18 protein-coding genes and 1 tRNA gene are annotated in these 15,123 nt (G+C 50.7%); 11 read left to right on the forward strand and 8 right to left on the reverse strand.

The window, feature by feature from the left end; translation table 11 throughout:
• Positions 1 to 66 precede the first annotated feature (66 nt).
• The 5 genes from NGM62_RS02755 to NGM62_RS02775 all read left to right on the forward strand — a co-directional run bounded on the left by NGM62_RS02755 (position 67) and on the right by NGM62_RS02775 (position 2,812).
• Positions 67 to 154: transfer RNA gene (locus tag NGM62_RS02755), tRNA-Ser, on the forward strand.
• A gap of 331 nt (positions 155 to 485) precedes the next feature.
• The gene (locus NGM62_RS02760; protein ID WP_262245662.1) at positions 486 to 689 is read left to right on the forward strand and encodes a hypothetical protein; all 204 of its coding nucleotides are present in this window, start codon (positions 486 to 488) and stop codon (positions 687 to 689) included.
• A 1,282-nt stretch (positions 690 to 1,971) separates the two neighbouring features.
• Complete coding sequence (locus NGM62_RS02765; protein WP_262245663.1) at positions 1,972 to 2,169, forward strand: hypothetical protein; 198 nt, start codon at positions 1,972 to 1,974, stop codon at positions 2,167 to 2,169.
• 48 nt (positions 2,170 to 2,217) lie between these two features.
• On the forward strand, positions 2,218 to 2,415 hold the full coding sequence (locus tag NGM62_RS02770) for a hypothetical protein (protein WP_262245664.1): 198 nt from the start codon (positions 2,218 to 2,220) through the stop codon (positions 2,413 to 2,415).
• Complete coding sequence (locus NGM62_RS02775; RefSeq protein WP_262245665.1) at positions 2,387 to 2,812, forward strand: PIN domain-containing protein; 426 nt, start codon at positions 2,387 to 2,389, stop codon at positions 2,810 to 2,812. The genes NGM62_RS02770 and NGM62_RS02775 overlap by 29 nt, the downstream gene beginning before the upstream one ends.
• A 105-nt stretch (positions 2,813 to 2,917) precedes the next feature.
• Here NGM62_RS02775 and NGM62_RS02780 read toward each other — a convergent pair whose 3' ends face one another.
• The 5 genes from NGM62_RS02780 to rocD form a co-directional block, all read right to left on the reverse strand.
• Positions 2,918 to 3,544, reverse strand: a complete 627-nt coding sequence (locus NGM62_RS02780; RefSeq protein WP_262245666.1) for a hypothetical protein — start codon at positions 3,542 to 3,544, stop codon at positions 2,918 to 2,920.
• 218 nt (positions 3,545 to 3,762) lie between these two features.
• Positions 3,763 to 4,428, reverse strand: coding sequence for a flavodoxin reductase (locus NGM62_RS02785; protein WP_262245667.1), 666 nt, complete (start codon positions 4,426 to 4,428; stop codon positions 3,763 to 3,765).
• A gap of 118 nt (positions 4,429 to 4,546) precedes the next feature.
• Complete coding sequence (locus NGM62_RS02790; RefSeq protein ID WP_262245668.1) at positions 4,547 to 5,158, reverse strand: alpha-ketoglutarate-dependent dioxygenase AlkB family protein; 612 nt, start codon at positions 5,156 to 5,158, stop codon at positions 4,547 to 4,549.
• A 7-nt stretch (positions 5,159 to 5,165) separates the two neighbouring features.
• Complete coding sequence (locus NGM62_RS02795; RefSeq protein WP_262245669.1) at positions 5,166 to 6,527, reverse strand: Gfo/Idh/MocA family protein; 1,362 nt, start codon at positions 6,525 to 6,527, stop codon at positions 5,166 to 5,168.
• 218 nt (positions 6,528 to 6,745) lie between these two features.
• Complete coding sequence (gene rocD / locus NGM62_RS02800) at positions 6,746 to 7,984, reverse strand: ornithine--oxo-acid transaminase (protein WP_262245670.1); 1,239 nt, start codon at positions 7,982 to 7,984, stop codon at positions 6,746 to 6,748.
• 167 nt (positions 7,985 to 8,151) lie between these two features.
• Here rocD and NGM62_RS02805 point away from each other — a divergent pair, with 167 nt between their 5' ends.
• The 5 genes from NGM62_RS02805 to NGM62_RS02825 all read left to right on the forward strand — a co-directional run bounded on the left by NGM62_RS02805 (position 8,152) and on the right by NGM62_RS02825 (position 12,071).
• Complete coding sequence (locus tag NGM62_RS02805; protein ID WP_262245671.1) at positions 8,152 to 8,751, forward strand: TetR/AcrR family transcriptional regulator; 600 nt, start codon at positions 8,152 to 8,154, stop codon at positions 8,749 to 8,751.
• 53 nt (positions 8,752 to 8,804) lie between these two features.
• Positions 8,805 to 9,437, forward strand: coding sequence for an NAD(P)H-dependent oxidoreductase (locus NGM62_RS02810; protein WP_262245672.1), 633 nt, complete (start codon positions 8,805 to 8,807; stop codon positions 9,435 to 9,437).
• Positions 9,438 to 9,510: 73 nt separating this feature from the next.
• Positions 9,511 to 10,464: an aldo/keto reductase gene (locus tag NGM62_RS02815; protein WP_262245673.1), complete on the forward strand. Its 954-nt coding sequence runs from the start codon at positions 9,511 to 9,513 to the stop codon at positions 10,462 to 10,464.
• Between the two features lie 30 nt (positions 10,465 to 10,494).
• Positions 10,495 to 11,205 carry a DsbA family oxidoreductase gene (locus NGM62_RS02820; RefSeq protein WP_262245674.1) on the forward strand — a complete coding sequence of 237 codons (711 nt, stop codon included), beginning with the start codon at positions 10,495 to 10,497 and terminating at the stop codon, positions 11,203 to 11,205.
• Between the two features lie 107 nt (positions 11,206 to 11,312).
• A complete protein-coding gene (locus tag NGM62_RS02825) occupies positions 11,313 to 12,071 on the forward strand; it encodes a superoxide dismutase (protein WP_262245675.1) in 759 nt (252 codons plus the stop codon).
• A 46-nt stretch (positions 12,072 to 12,117) separates the two neighbouring features.
• Here NGM62_RS02825 and pyrE read toward each other — a convergent pair whose 3' ends face one another.
• Positions 12,118 to 12,783 (reverse strand): orotate phosphoribosyltransferase, encoded by a 666-nt coding sequence (gene pyrE, locus NGM62_RS02830; RefSeq protein ID WP_262245676.1) that lies wholly within the window; start codon positions 12,781 to 12,783, stop codon positions 12,118 to 12,120.
• Between the two features lie 22 nt (positions 12,784 to 12,805).
• Here pyrE and NGM62_RS02835 point away from each other — a divergent pair, with 22 nt between their 5' ends.
• Complete coding sequence (locus NGM62_RS02835) at positions 12,806 to 13,408, forward strand: NUDIX hydrolase (RefSeq protein ID WP_262245677.1); 603 nt, start codon at positions 12,806 to 12,808, stop codon at positions 13,406 to 13,408.
• On the opposite strand, the gene coaD is transcribed toward NGM62_RS02835, so the two are convergent.
• On the reverse strand, positions 13,405 to 13,881 hold the full coding sequence (coaD, locus tag NGM62_RS02840) for a pantetheine-phosphate adenylyltransferase (RefSeq protein ID WP_262245678.1): 477 nt from the start codon (positions 13,879 to 13,881) through the stop codon (positions 13,405 to 13,407). The genes NGM62_RS02835 and coaD overlap by 4 nt on opposite strands.
• A 58-nt stretch (positions 13,882 to 13,939) precedes the next feature.
• Positions 13,940 to 15,115: an RsmB/NOP family class I SAM-dependent RNA methyltransferase gene (locus NGM62_RS02845; RefSeq protein WP_262245679.1), complete on the reverse strand. Its 1,176-nt coding sequence runs from the start codon at positions 15,113 to 15,115 to the stop codon at positions 13,940 to 13,942.
• Positions 15,116 to 15,123 lie beyond the last annotated feature (8 nt).

Consider the following 15,123-nt stretch of genomic DNA (forward strand, 5'->3'; position numbering starts at 1 on the left):
GTCGGCCACCGCGTTTATATTTACATTTGAAATACTAAAATAAACGCTTACTTTTGCAACCCATCTGGAGAGGTGTCCGAGTGGCTGAAGGAGCACGCTTGGAAAGCGTGTGTATCGCAAGGTACCGTGGGTTCGAATCCCACTCTCTCCGCCACCCAAAATGAAGCCCGGCAATAGCCGGGTTTTTTCGTTTTCAGGCTTTTGTGAGCTTGCTCAGACAAAAGCAGAAAATGAAAAAGGAAATGAGCGTAGCGAATGGCTTCATTTTGGGTGAAGCCTCCCCCACTCGGGATGGCTGCGGCCTTTGCGTGCGGGGCCGTGCGGCGCAGCCAATCCCTTGACGTCAATCCCAAGTGCGCTTGAGCGAAGCCGGTTAAACAGAAAAAAGAAATGAGCGTAGCGAATGGCTTCATTTTGGGTGAAGCCTCAAATGCGTAAAACGACATTTTGATATTAGGCCTTAATTTCGTCATCTTTGTTCTGTTATGGTTATCGAGCGTACAGACAAAGAAATCATTTTCCGTTTGCCGGTAGACACCGACATCCGAGGTTTGCAACGTATTGTCAATTATTTCAAGTATAAAGAGGCAGTCAAATCAAGCAAGGCGACGGAAGAACAGGCCAACCTGCTTGCTGACGAATCTAAAAAACGCTGGTGGGAAGAGAACAAGCAACGCTTCATTAAGTGAATGTCGTTGTAGACACCAATGAGGCCCAGCCCGCTACGGGCTGGAGCCATCGCATGGGTACAAACACATGACTCTTCGATATTTCTTCGACAGTTGTTCGACTGCTGTTCGAGACTTGTTCGACAATCCTTCGAGAGCGCTTCGACAAGTGTTCGACTGGCCTTCGGGAAGCCTTCGGCAACGCTTCGGGAAAATGCCGAAGCAGTGGCGAACAACTGCCGAACCAATACCTTGCTATATTCAAACCAATCCCGAGCGGTTAATGGACGCTTCGCGCTCCCTCTTCTTACCGGATCGCCTTCGGGATGGCTTGGGTACCTGGTTTGGACTTCGACCGGGCCTATATTGCGCTCCGACTGGACTCCGTTTGGCGCCGCCAGTCTAAGCGCAGTACAAGGCAGCATGGAGCGTAAACTTACCTCCGAAGCCGACCCGAAGCGGTCTCCAGCACGACCCCAGTCCGATCCATACCCTACCCTTTCCCTATTCGAAAGTGCCTTTCTCCCACTATGCATCCGCTTACCCTTCGCTATGGTGCCGCGTTTTGGGCTTTTTACCGAGATATNCGACCCCAGTCCGATCCATACCCTACCCTTTCCCTATTCGAAAGTGCCTTTCTCCCACTATGCATCCGCTTACCCTTCGCTATGGTGCCGCGTTTTGGGCTTTTTACCGAGATATATGCGGGACATATGGGGATAGGCCCCGAAGGAAGAGTAAGGGAAGGTGGGCTGGAGCACGAGATTGGGCAGGCTTTCCCGTGACCGCCGTCAGCAAGGCGTGGTGCTTCCGTTTGCACTTCACCGACAGGCGTACCGGTACCCGAAAGGCTCCGCATCATGGTCGAACCTTCGTGCTGTACTCCGGCCACCCCCTTGCTGCCTCGCTGCTGTAAAACAGCACGCGGAATCCTAGGGGAAAGCCCCCACATCCCCAAGACCACCGCAGCAGTCTGGGAGCGGTCTCGGAGCGGTCCCGAAGCCGTATCCGACACGGCAGTTGTTCTATCGATATATCTATCAGCTACCTTTATACACGTAGTATCCACCGTCTAAAAAGTGAGTACTGATTGGCTTTCTCCGCGGGGTCAGATGAGCATGACCGACCCTTGGCGAAATTTATAGATTGTATTTGCTTGAGGCCATACGAGCCCCATAAGCGTAAATTTTGCTTCATTGATAACTTGATATTTAGGTAAAAAAATAGTCTGAATTAGTTCAATTTCTTTACCTCAATCAGGCAGATTTCTTGATAATATTTTGGTGAAGATTGGACGTGGAGATTGTCCACGCGTTGGATAAAACGCTCCACTGAATATTATAACTCCTTTTTTCAGCCGGAAGATTACAAAGAAGATAATTACTTTTCCGCACAGCTGGAAGACCTATATAACGAAGGCAAGCTCGTCAAACTCGAACCGGACGAAACCAACAAGCTTATCCGTTTCCAGCGAAATCCGGAGTATGACCCGAATGAGTGATAGCGAACATATTTTGATTAACAAGTCATCTTTCGTAAATTTGCTGGTATGAGAATGGTAACATTGGAAATTTTGAATGACAAAGCGATGAACCTTCTGCGTGATTTGGAGCAATTGAAGTTATTGCGTTTCCGTAAAGATTCTCAGCAGTCTTCCAAGCCCGCAAAAAAGACGGTTACTTTCGACGCAATTGCGATCGATACCGTGGGCTTTAAGTTTGACCGAGACGAGGCTAATAAGCGATAAGGTCTTTTTAGATACGAATATTTTGGTCTACTCCTATTCCGTATCAGAAAAGGAAAAGCAAGAAATAGTGCGTAACCTTATTTCCGAAACCGATTCTCACATCAGCACGCAGGTATTAACCGAACTGACCAACACACTCACCCGGAAATTTAAATTACCCTTAAATAGTGCAATAAAGGCAATTGATGAATGTTGCGCAAATAACCATGTTTTTGTAAACAATCCAGAAACGATAAAAGGCGCAATCAATATAGCGGACAGATATGGCTTTTCTTTTTATGATAGCCTTATTATCAGTGCTGCACTTGAGTCAGACTGTAAAGTATTGTACTCAGAAGATTTGCATAACGGGCAGATTATAGAAAAGAAACTTAAAATACAGAACCCTTTTCTGTAGACTTATAACCATCATGTGAACGAATGCCAAATTCTGGCAAATTACGATCAACCCAATCAACGCATCACCCAAAACCGCATTGTGCAGCACTAAAATCGAAGAATATCATTGGAGTGGCGATACGCCATCCGTGTCGGAGTATATCGTTATTAGGCCTACTTGCTCATCCACTGCCGCGGGCGACGTGCTTTTCAATCGGATACTTGCCATTTGTACGTTTCTCAGCACGTTGCCATCCACTGTACCGGATATAAGGAACACATAAGGGAAACTCGAATTGCCTCCGCTCCCGCCCATTCCATAGCGGTGGCGGCAGATCGTGAAGTTGTTGCCGGAGCCTATAATAAAAGGTGCCGTCTGCTCACTTTCCCCCTGGAAGTATCCTGTGAAACCCACAAACAGCCCTCCCCCGTTGTCGGCGTATGCAACGTTCAGCGTAAAACCTTTCTCGCTAACATAGCCTATCGCACTACTCGTGTTGCTATTGATGTGATCCGAAGTATTATTGCTGTTATCCGTCCGCCATGGCGCCAATAGATAGTCGCCGGCGACATGAGGTGGATTATCCCCTGTATACAGCTTAAATCCCATGGCTACCGCCTCATCCAGGTAGGCCTGTGGCACGATATCCGTCAGCTTTTTGTTATTCCCGTTATCTATTTCACCTTTGTCCTTTTTGCAGGCCACCATCAGTACGATAGACAGTCCTAATAATAATGCTGTAGTTTTCATATACCTTTTTTATCAGTTTTTTGCAAATATGATATCGTTAATCCCATCTCTTCCCGGCTCAATGCTCTTGTCTCATCCAATGAGTTGATAGGTCCGGAGGTATGTATTTTACCTACTATCGGAGAAAAACGAAAAGGTCATCAAGGAATGGTTGATGAATTGATAAAAATCCTTATTTCCGGGCTGCAAGCAACGGCTGACAGCCCGGAACCAAGTGTCTACAGCTCCACCGTAATCGCCGAAGCACCGAGATTTCCCAACGCCTGTTGTATGGCGGCTATCATCTCATCGGGCCCGCAGACATAGAACTGCTGGTTGAAATCGCGGATTTTCTCCTTCAGGTAAGCTTCATCAATACGGCCATGGTCATAACCCGCGGCGTTTTCGGCAGTGATGGTGTTGATGAAGTTTTCGCCCAACATATCCGTAAACTCGTCTTTGAGGATGATATCCGCCACGGTTTTGTTGGAGCACAGCAGCTTATTCGCTCCGATAGTCTTATCTTCATGGAGCTGCCGGAAAATGGCGATGAATGGCGTGACACCGGCCCCACCGGCAATAAAGGTTCCCTCACCTTTATATTGGATAGCCCCCCACACATCATGCAGGATCAGCTCATCCCCCGGCTCCAGCAGCCCCAACTGATGGGTAACATCTTGGTGCTCATCATATATCTTGATGGTAAACTCCAGGAAATCCCACGCGTTGAGCGAGGTGAAGGTAAAGGGGTTGCGCTTATCCAGCCAGCCCTCCTTATTGATTGTTACCTCGGTGGCCTGTCCGGGGATAAACGAATAACCACTCGGTTTTTCTAAGCGGAACCGTTTTACATCGTGTGTATCCTGTTCAACGGACAGGATCTTAACAATATGTTTTTCTTCCATGTCTTGTAGTTAAATTGTGTCTCTTGAATAATGAGGCGGCGTTTCTTAATTGTATCGGCAATATACAATTTTTTTCAGCGGATACAACCAAAAACACACCTTATTCCAATCAAACGTATTAACCGTCAATCATTGTACGGAAAGTAAGATTTATCCGTGGCCTTGTTATTTTCTTCGTCGGTGGTAACCGGTGGAGCCAATGGGTCTGTGTGGTACCTTTCATCACCAACAGGCTCCCATGTGCTAAAACGAGTTCGATTTTCTCTTTGCTCCGCTTATGTTTAAACGCAAATTTCCGTTCCGCGCCGAAACTCAACGAGCCGATTGCGCCATTTCTTTTTAGGTCTGCTTCGCCATCGCTATGCCAAGCCATCCCTTCTTCTCCCGAGTGGTACAGGTTGAGTAAGCAGGAGTTGAAACACTCGCCCGTCTCCTTTTCTATCAATACTTTCAATTCCAGCAAATCCGCCGTCCACGGCAATGCGCGTTTCGTGGTGTTGGAATAGGTATATTCATAGGGTTTATCGCCATACCATGCCACCTTCCGCTTGGTGATAATCTTCTTCCCGAAAATAACAGCCTCATCATTATTCCACTCAATCGTTCCGAGCAATCGGTTGAAGTAGTGGTCTGCTTGCAGCTCGGGCAATAGCCTGCCATAATAATTGACGGTTCCGTCGTACGGAAGCCAATTGCTATGTTTATCGAAGGCTTGGTTAAACAAATCCATACCGTTCCTATGCCCCCGGATGCTGCCATGGTGCCCGGTAAGGCCTTTTCAACAGTGCGGTGGCCTCCGGATCGCCGATACATACTTTTTGCTTCGGATCGTATGAAAGGGGGCGGTTCAATTGCATCGACAGATTGGCGAGTATGCAGCTGGCCGACGATATGTGTCCTTCTTCCACATCGGCCACCGGCAAATGGCCGTTCTCGATGGCGGATAGCAGGTTCAGCATGTGCTGCCGCGTGGCTGGGGCGGTATGCAGCTCGATGCGCGGCTCTTCTAAGTCCTCCGGGAATTCTTCCCGTTCGTACACCACGTCCCTCGTTATCCGGTCGCCGTTACCCACGGGGATAAACTCATACTTCATCACACTTCCTTTCAGCGTTCCCTTATCGCCATAGATGATAAATGCCCAGGGATATTCGGGGTCCGTGGGGGTTCCCCAGGTACGGTGCTGCCATACGCAATTCAACTCATCGTATTCGAAAACGGCAGTCTGGGTATCGGCAATGGTAGACTTCCCCCCTTTCTGCACGTAGATGCCACCGGTGGCGCTGACCCGCTTCGGCCAGCCGAGCTTCAGCAGCCACCGCACCGTATCGAACATATGCACGCACATATCTCCTGTAATGCCGTTACCGTATTCCATGAAGGTCCGCCACCAGCTTCCGTGCGGCAAACCGTCGTAGGGCCTCAGGGGTGCCGGGCCCGTCCACATGTCGTAGTCCAGGAAATCGGGAACAGGCTCCACGGGCGGGTTGCCGTTCCGCCGCATGTGGTAATAGCAGCACATCTCCACATGAGAGACCTTGCCCAGCATCCCGCTATCAATTATCCGCTCTTTCGCATCGATCAGGTGGGGCGTACTCCGCCGCTGCGTGCCTACCTGCACTTTCCGGTTATACCGACGTGCCGCACTGACGATAGCCTCGCCCTCCAACACATCTACGCTAACAGGCTTCTGCAGGTAGAGGTGGGCTCCGGCCGCCAAGGCGTCGATAGCCTGCCGTGCATGCCAGTGGTCGGGTGTACCGATAAGGACAAGGTCGAAACGGTGATCGGCCAGCATCTTCCGGTAGTCAGCATACAATGCCGGCACCTTGCCCGACACTTGGCGTTTGCTGACCAGTTTCCCGGCTTCTTCCAGATGGTTCCTATCCACATCGCAAATGGCTACCACCTCTACCTCCCGCACCTGGATAAGTCTGAAGAGATCGCTCTTCCCATACCACCCCGCTCCGATCAGGCCAACCCGGATTGTTTTATCAGGCGCATAGCCGGCAACCGCTACCCGGTGCTGCAGTGCTGATAATGTGAGTGCCGCGCCGGTACCTTGTATGAATTTTCGACGGTTCAGTTGGAAATTTGCCATAATCAATCTGGTTTATTCATCTGGTAACAAAAAACGAAGATAATCATTTCCCATAAAAAAACCCCGGCCCACTTATCGAAAAATGGGGCGGGGATTTAATCATCTTCCCGGGAAAAGATGTCGTCCCCATGGGATTGGGGACTATCAACCTAAACCTAGGCCGAATATAAGCATAATATCTTCCCGTTCCAAAGGTTTTCTACAGAAAATGATATTTGTTATTCCAGTACCTTCAAACTAGTCTCTATAATATGGATGCAGGCATCCAACTGATCTTTGGTGATGACCAATGGCGGTGCGAAACGGATTTTATCCCCATGTGTTGGCTTTGCCAGCATCCCGTTCTCTTTAAGCGCCAGGCAAAGCTGCCACGCCGCATCGGGGTCATGGTGGTCGATAACGATGGCATTGAGTAATCCTTTGCCCCTGATTTCCTTGATAGCCGGGTGATTCAGTGCCCGTACCTGATCCCGGAAATAGCTCCCCAATTCAGCGGCCCGTTCTGTGAGTTTTTCCTCCTTGATCACTTCTAGGGATGCAATGGCCACTTTGCAGGCCAGGGGGTTCCCACCGTAGGTCGAGCCGTGTTCACCGGGCTTGATGCATAGCATCACATCATCGTCGGCCAGTACTGCCGATATGGGCAAGGTACCGCCACTCAATGCCTTGCCTAAGATCAGGATATCGGGTCGCACACCTTCATGGTCGCACGCCAGCATTTTGCCCGTCCGGGCCAATCCGGTCTGTATTTCATCGCCGATGAATAGCACGTTGGCTTGCCGGCACAACGCGTATGCGCTGGCCAAGTAGCCATCGTCCGGCACATATACACCTGCTTCGCCCTGGATAGGCTCAACCAGGAATCCGGCAACATCTGGATCCGCCAGCGCCTCCTCCAACGCGGCCAAATCATTGTATGGGATCACTTTGTAACCCGGCATAAACGGACCGAAACCATCGCGCGATGACGGGTCGGTACTAAAGGAGACGACGTTGAGCGTGCGCCCGTGGAAGTTGCCCGCTACCGTAATGATCTTGGCACGGTTGGCACCGATGCCCTTCTTGTCGTACCCCCAACGGCGTGCCAGCTTGAGCCCGGTTTCAACCGCCTCAACACCACTATTCATTGGCAATACTTTGTCGTAACCGAAATATGCGGTGATGTATTCGGCATACTCACCCAACAGATCGCTATGGAATGCGCGTGATGTCAGCGTAAGCTTTTGTGCCTGCTCAATCAACGCCCCTATGATCTTGGGGTGGCAATGTCCCTGGTTTACGGCCGAATACCCCGACAGAAAGTCGTAATAACGCTTACCGTCCACGTCCCACAGGTACACCCCCTCTCCCCGTTCCAATACAACGGGCAACGGATGGTAATTGTGGGCGCTGTATTGCAGTTCTTTATCAATAAATTCTTGTGTTTTGGATGATGAAGTTGTTTCTATTAATGACATGTTCCAAAGTTAACATACTTTCGCCAAATTGTCGCATACTGCACCCGACAAATCTATTTACATCTTTTACCGTCATCTTATTGTCGTTTTTTCATTGAATCAAAGCAATTTCGGGTTTCAATAGTTATTTTTGCTGACAGTGTTAGTTTTTAATCACACCGTTAGAAATGGGAATAGCAGAACGTAAGCAGCGCCAGCTCGAAGAAGTGCGGGCCACCATCCTCGAACAATCGTGGCAGATTGTTGAAGAGGAAGGTTGGGAGGCGCTGTCTATCCGCAAAATAGCCGACGCTATCGAATACAGTACGCCGGTGGTTTACAAGCATTTCGAAAGCAAGGATGCCATACTCGAAGCGTTCTCGCGCGAGGGCTATTCGCGGCTGGCCGATGCTTTAACGGAAGCACAGGCGTCACAAACTTCACCTGCCCGCCGACTGGAAGCCATTTCGGAAGCTTACTGGCAATTCGCACAGGAGCACCCCAAACATTACCAGATCATGTATGGCCTTGGGATCCCTACCTGCCAGATGATTCGCGATATCCCCGAGATCGGGCAGGTGAGCGCGCTGCTGCATTCGGCTATTGACGACGCTGTCAAATCGGCGGCGGACCATGAAGTAGATATCCACCTGAAAGCGACCACCTTTTGGTCGATACTACACGGCCTTGTAGCTATGACCATGATTGCGGCCCCGGGCGGACCGCAAATGGCACGCCGTACGCTCGACGACGCCGTACAAGGGTTCATCAAGGCGTTGCTCACCTGAAATCGAAACAATATTTATTTTTTATCTTTTCGTATAACTTTAGAATAGAACACATGCAATTACTAGATGCGCTGAACTGGCGTTATGCCACCAAAAAAATGAACGGGGAGCCGGTCCCACAGGACAAGGTCGACAAAATCCTGGATGCCGCACAATTGGCGCCGACCTCATCGGGCCTCCAGCCGTTCAAAATCATCGTGGTTACCAACCGCGAGGTAAAAGCGAAAATCCACCCGATAGCAAACAATCAAAGCCAGATCATCGATAGCTCACATCTGCTGGTGTTTGCTGCGTGGGACAACTACACGCCGGAGCGGATTGATAGCGTATTTGCCCATACCGCCGCAGAGCGCGGGGTACCGGCTGACACATTCGAAGGGTATAGCAACCGCCTCAAAAGCATGTTCGGGAGCCGCACGGCAACACAGAATTTCGAGCATGCGGCACGCCAGGCTTACATTTCGTTCGGGCTCGCCATTGCTGCCGCGGCGGAACTACAGGTAGATGCCACACCGATGGAAGGGTTTGACAATGCTGCGCTCGACGAGTTGCTGGGCCTGCCACAACAGGGACTGAAAAGTGTAACGCTGTTACCACTGGGCTACCGCGACTCCGAGAACGATTGGCTGGTAAACCAAAAAAAGGTACGTATGCCGAAGTCGTTATTCTTATCGCAGATTGCATGACGCATCAGTCAATTCACTTTTTTACGGGCTGTAAAGAAACAATAAACGTTTACAGCTGTAATACAAGAATATCATGGCAACAAAACGAACATTAGGGAAATCCGATTTACAAGTTGCGCCGATTGCTTTCGGCGGCAACGTATTTGGCTGGACACTAGACCAGCAACAATCATTTCATATACTGGATGCCTTCGTAGATGCAGGCTTCAACTTTATCGATACGGCCGACACGTACTCAACTTGGGTACCCGGCAACAAAGGGGGCGAGTCGGAGACCATCATCGGTCAATGGCTAAAACAGCGCGGCAAACGCGATGACCTGGTCATCGCAACGAAATTAGGAGGTGATATGGGCAATGGGAACAAGGGACTCAGTGCCGGCTATATTCACAAAGCCGTCGACGCCTCATTGAAGCGATTGCAAACGGATTATATCGACCTGTACCAAAGCCACTATGACGATCCCGACACGCCGGTGGATGAAACGATGGAAGCTTTCAATGCATTAGTCAAAAGCGGGAAAGTGCGCTACCTCGGTGCGTCCAACCTGTCGGCCGACCGCATCATCCAGTCAAATCGGTTTGCGGCCGAGAACGGACTGCAGGGCTACATCGGCCTGCAACCACTTTATAACCTGTACGAACGGGAAACATTCGAAACCGAATACCTCCCTGCTGTAGAGGCAGAAGGCTTGGCCGCCATCACCTATTACGCGTTGGCCAGCGGCTTCTTAAGCGGCAAATACCGTGGCGAAGCCGACTTCGGTAAAAGTCCCCGCGGTGCCGGCATGAAAAAATACCTCAATGAACGGGGCTTCCGCATCCTGAAAGCGCTCGACCGTGTTTCGGCCGAAACGGGTGCCCCGGCGGCACAGCTCGCGCTGGCATGGCAACTGCATAAGCCGGCCGTAACCACGCCTATCGCCAGCGCAACGAACGAGAAGCAGCTCCAGGACTTGGTCGCTTCAGCAAACCTCAAGCTGACCAGCGAACAAGTGGCCTTATTGGATGAAGCAAGTGCATATTGACAGAAAAATTAAAAAACAACATCAAATAAAATGAAGATCGAAATTTGGTCGGACATCATGTGCCCCTTTTGCTATATCGGCAAGAAGCACCTGGAAAAAGCACTAGCTCAGTTCGATGATGCCGATGCCATCGAAACGGTATGGAAGAGCTACCAGCTTGACCCCCACATCCCGCGTGAGCACCACTATAAAAACACCCTCCAATACTTGGCCGAGACCAAAGGGATGAGTTTGGTGGAGGCAGAGCAAATGACGGCCGGTGTGGCACAGACAGGTACCCGGGCCGGTGTGGTGCTCGATTTCGAACGGGCCGTCGTGGCCAATTCGTTCGATGCACACCGCTTAATACACCTTGCGCAAACCAAAGGGGTTGCCAACGCGATGAAAGAAAGCCTATTTCAGGCACATTTTACCGACGGCAAAGACATCAATAGCCCCGATGTGCTCATAGCCCTGGGCAAGGCGGTGGGTTTAGCTGAGGCAGACATCACCGGAGTACTGGAGAGCGACCGTTATGCCGACGAGGTGGCCCGGGACATCAGCGAGGCCCGAAACATCGGTGTGCGGGGTGTACCTTTCTTTGTATTCAACCGCAAGTACGCCGTATCGGGGGCCCAGCCACCGGAGGTGTTTCTGCAAACATTGGAGAAGTCGTTTACCGAATGGCGGGCTGAAAACCCAAAGATAGTACTCACCGTCAAAGACGGGCCCACCTGCGGCCCAGATGGCCGCTGCGAGTGACCTTCCGAAGTGTCCAACGTGATAAAACACCGGAAATCTGCAGGATTTAAAAACAATTTTCTACCTTTGGTTGTATATAAGCTGTAAATCAAAATCTTTTATCCACTATGGCAACCACCAACAGAAGGAAATTTTTAAAAACAACCCTCGGCTTTTCGGCAGCTACAGTTGCTACGACAGCAATAGGGGTCAATCCGTTAAATGCACTGGTAGGATGCGCATCACCCAACTCCTCCGGCGGCTCGTCGGGAGGAGGTGATGTACTCCAATTTTCACAAGAACCACTCGGTTACGATTATAATGCCCTGGAGCCGAACATTGATGCTCGCACGATGGAAATCCATTACACCAAGCATCATACCGGATACATCGATAAGGTGAACGAGGCACTCAAAGCAGACGAGGTAAGTTATACGACCGCGGAAGAGCTATTCGCCAACATATCAAAACTCTCCACCACCATCCGTAACAACGGTGGCGGCGCATGGAACCATACGTTTTTCTGGAAAGCCATGCGGGCCCCGGCAGACGGAAACGCTCCCGCAGGAGCGCTGTTAGATGCGATTAACGGTGCATTCGGCTCGTTCGACCAGTTTAAGGAAGAATTTGCCAATGCAGGTGCCACCCGTTTCGGGTCGGGCTGGGCCTGGCTGGTGAGTGACAACGGCACGTTGAAAATCGGCTCCACCCCCAACCAGGATAATCCGCTGATGGATGATGCGGAATTCAAAGGCAAGCCCCTACTGGGCATCGACGTCTGGGAGCATGCGTATTACCTCCATTACCAGAACAAACGCGGCGACTACATCAATAACTGGTGGAACGTGGTCAATTGGGACTTCGTAGCCGAGCAATTGAACGGCTAGCAGGTAACGATGGCGCAGAAATAACCATCATCGGTCTGCGCCGTCGTTATTCACCGTCAGACGACTTGGCCACAGGCGACCAGTTTGCGGGGTCTGCACGCCAAGCTTCCAGCAGCTCGATATCCGTATTACGGATATAGTTATGCTTTGCCGCAACTTCGACCAACACGTCGTAGTTACAGAGGCTGATGGTGCGGCATTTGGCTTCGGCAAAATTGGTCTCCGCTTCGGCAAATCCATAGGTAAATATAGAAACCAATCCTACAACGTTACACTCAGCATCACGCAATGCCTTTACAGCCTTAAGGCTGCTTTTCCCAGTAGAAATCAGGTCTTCAATGACCACCACCCGTTGGCCACTTACCACTTCCCCCTCGATCTGATTTTGCCGGCCATGGTCTTTGGAGCTGCTCCGCACGTATGTAAACGGCAGCCCGAGGTCTTGGGCCACCAATACCCCTTGCGGGATACCGGCCGTGGCTACTCCCGATATCATTTCCACAGCGCCGAACTCCTCCTGTATCAATTCAGAAAGTTTCTGGCGGATGTAGGTACGTATAGGTGGGTGAGATAAAGCTACACGGTTATCGCAATAAATAGGCGACTTCCAACCCGAAGCCCATGTAAAAGGATTTTTGGGTTGTAATTTAATTGCTTTAATTTGCAACAATGATTCGGCAACTTTTTGTGCAACCTCATTCATATCATTCATGGCGCAAATCTATAAAATTTATATGAACCAATCGGCCCTTGTTCTGGCAGATTTCCCACTCGAAAACCACCCTAACACCCAACCAATTGACCATCAACGGCTTGATATAGAAAAACTTTTCAAACAGGCTCAAACAGACAAGTCTCCCATCACCTATTTCGTCCAATTGGAAGACCCGGGCGACTATTTCAGCCGTATTAAGAAGACGCTCAAAATAATCAAAGCCGCCGGAGGTGTGGTAAAGAACGGAGCTGGCGATTACCTTTTCATTTACCGGCTGAAAAAATGGGATTTGCCCAAGGGTAAGGTGGATCCGGGAGAGTCCATGAAGAAAGCGGCCGTACGCGAAGTGGAGGAAGAATGCGGCATATCGATTGATTATCTTGGGCAAAAACTCGCTACGTCATACCATACGTACCAGATTAAGGGTGAAGTCGTACTCAAAAAAACCAATTGGTATGAAATGGGTGTGAATAAAGTACCGAAACTCAAACCCCAGCGAGAAGAGAATATCACGGATGCGATTTGGCTTCCAAAGGATAAATTCAATAAAATCCGAAAAAATACTTACCCGCTCATCATCGAGGTGCTGGACACGATTTCCCCGACAGTGGACGTGGATTAGCTCCGGCCATCGACTGCCTTCAGCACGGCTTTCGGGACCAATTGGCTAACGTCACCATTATTCACCATAATCTCGCGGACGATTGTTGAGGATATATGTGACAGCCCGCTACTGCTCACCAGAAACACCGATTCGATATCGGGAGCCAGGGCGGCATTATTCAGGGCGATGGCCTTTTCAAATTCGAAATCACCCACATTGCGCATACCGCGGAGGATGAAATGCCCCCCGACCTGGCGGCAGAAATCAACTGTCAGTCCATCAAAGTGGACAACTTCCACGACACCCTGGTAGGGAGAGAACACCGATTTCACGATGGCTAACCGCTCCTCCGGAGTGAAAAAGCCTTTTTTTGTGGTATTCGTACCGATGGCCACATAGATTTTATCAAAAAGCAACTTGCCGCGCTCCACGATATCCACGTGTGCGTTCGTAATCGGGTCGAAAGAACCGGGGAATACAGCTATTTTCATGTGATTTCCTTTTGTCCAAAAATAGCATATTGTAAACTGAATGGCAAATGAAACCGATTCAACGTTTTAGCAGCCGCGCCACGAACATGGTGTCGGCTTTATTGCGGTAGCCTTGCAGCAGCTCAGCTTGTTGTACGTGGAGTCCATGCGTATCCCGCAAATAATCGATGACCCCCTCATTCTCTTCGGCAAACACCGAGCAGGTGATGTAGACAAGAGGCTTGCCCGGTTTGAGGTACTTTACGGCGTTCGAGGCCAGCTGCTTTTGCAATGCAGCAAATCGCGCTATCGATCCGCTATCGAATGCCGAAAGCATCTCGGGCGTGCGGCCCCACGTGCCCGAGCCGGTGCAGGGGGCATCGAGGATAATGCCATCAAACCGTTCATCGCCCAGCACCGTTGCGGGGTCATCGGTAAGGTCGATGACCCGCTGCCTATATGACGTTATACCTGCTATCTCGAAGCGCTCGTCGAGATTCCGCAGGATGCTGAGGCGCGTATCAGACACCAGCAGGTTGATGCCCGCGCACTGGTCGAGCAGCAAGAGCGACTTGCCACCCGCCCCGGCGCATGCATCCCACCACCGCTCCCCGGCAGCGGCCTCAAAATACGCACCCGTCTGCTGGGACGAATAATCCTGCACCTCATATTTACCCCGGATGTCCGCAATCCGGTCTAATGCCGTACCGTTGGGCAGCGCGATGGCATAGGGAGCCACTTGCCGGTAGTTTGTCCCAGAGCCATCCAATGCCGCAACCACCTCATCCCGGTAAGGGGGCCGTATCCGGATATACAGATCGGGCTGCACAAAGAGACTTTCGATAAACAACCGGTGGTCGATACCCACCGACAGGAACTGATGAAACGGGAACACATCTGCCAATCGGAAACTGGTATTTGCTTCCAGTACCGAGATTTTCTCCTGAAGGCTAGCCCCTATGTGTGCCGCGAGGCCGGGCAAAAGAGCCGTGGGCAGCGTACTTTCGTCGCTGCATAGGAAATCGGCCATGGCAAGCCGCACGGCTATTTCTTCTGCTGCTGCGGCAGCTCCCAGGCGGAAGTAATGGTATACCAGCCGGGAGGCCATACGGCGGTCTCTGCTCCCCATCTGCCGGTTACGCTTGTAAAAGCCCGTAAGGAAGCGGGCCAATGGCGTCCCTTTTTCTTCCGCATATTCGCGAAGCAGGCGCTCAACCGTACGAACTTGCTGCCCTACCCTCTTTTCCAAGTCCATAGAGAATG

It is taken from the genome of Parapedobacter soli, from assembly GCF_025460835.1.
In the GTDB taxonomy this organism is placed as follows: Bacteria; Bacteroidota; Bacteroidia; order Sphingobacteriales; family Sphingobacteriaceae; genus Parapedobacter; species Parapedobacter soli.

Bases quoted from the DNA above. Each gene is read 5' to 3' on its own strand.
- NGM62_RS02760 (WP_262245662.1), top strand. From the start codon at position 486: ATGGTTATCGAGCGTACAGACAAAGAAATCATTTTCCGTTTGCCGGTA.
- NGM62_RS02770 (WP_262245664.1), top strand. From the start codon at position 2,218: ATGAGAATGGTAACATTGGAAATTTTGAATGACAAAGCGATGAACCTT.
- NGM62_RS02780 (WP_262245666.1), bottom strand. From the start codon at position 3,544: ATGAAAACTACAGCATTATTATTAGGACTGTCTATCGTACTGATGGTG.
- NGM62_RS02785 (WP_262245667.1), bottom strand. From the start codon at position 4,428: ATGGAAGAAAAACATATTGTTAAGATCCTGTCCGTTGAACAGGATACA.
- NGM62_RS02790 (WP_262245668.1), bottom strand. From the start codon at position 5,158: ATGGATTTGTTTAACCAAGCCTTCGATAAACATAGCAATTGGCTTCCG.
- NGM62_RS02795 (WP_262245669.1), bottom strand. From the start codon at position 6,527: ATGGCAAATTTCCAACTGAACCGTCGAAAATTCATACAAGGTACCGGC.
- rocD (WP_262245670.1), bottom strand. From the start codon at position 7,984: ATGTCATTAATAGAAACAACTTCATCATCCAAAACACAAGAATTTATT.
- NGM62_RS02805 (WP_262245671.1), top strand. From the start codon at position 8,152: ATGGGAATAGCAGAACGTAAGCAGCGCCAGCTCGAAGAAGTGCGGGCC.
- NGM62_RS02810 (WP_262245672.1), top strand. From the start codon at position 8,805: ATGCAATTACTAGATGCGCTGAACTGGCGTTATGCCACCAAAAAAATG.
- NGM62_RS02815 (WP_262245673.1), top strand. From the start codon at position 9,511: ATGGCAACAAAACGAACATTAGGGAAATCCGATTTACAAGTTGCGCCG.
- NGM62_RS02820 (WP_262245674.1), top strand. From the start codon at position 10,495: ATGAAGATCGAAATTTGGTCGGACATCATGTGCCCCTTTTGCTATATC.
- NGM62_RS02825 (WP_262245675.1), top strand. From the start codon at position 11,313: ATGGCAACCACCAACAGAAGGAAATTTTTAAAAACAACCCTCGGCTTT.
- pyrE (WP_262245676.1), bottom strand. From the start codon at position 12,783: ATGAATGATATGAATGAGGTTGCACAAAAAGTTGCCGAATCATTGTTG.
- NGM62_RS02835 (WP_262245677.1), top strand. From the start codon at position 12,806: ATGAACCAATCGGCCCTTGTTCTGGCAGATTTCCCACTCGAAAACCAC.
- coaD (WP_262245678.1), bottom strand. From the start codon at position 13,881: ATGAAAATAGCTGTATTCCCCGGTTCTTTCGACCCGATTACGAACGCA.
- NGM62_RS02845 (WP_262245679.1), bottom strand. From the start codon at position 15,115: ATGGACTTGGAAAAGAGGGTAGGGCAGCAAGTTCGTACGGTTGAGCGC.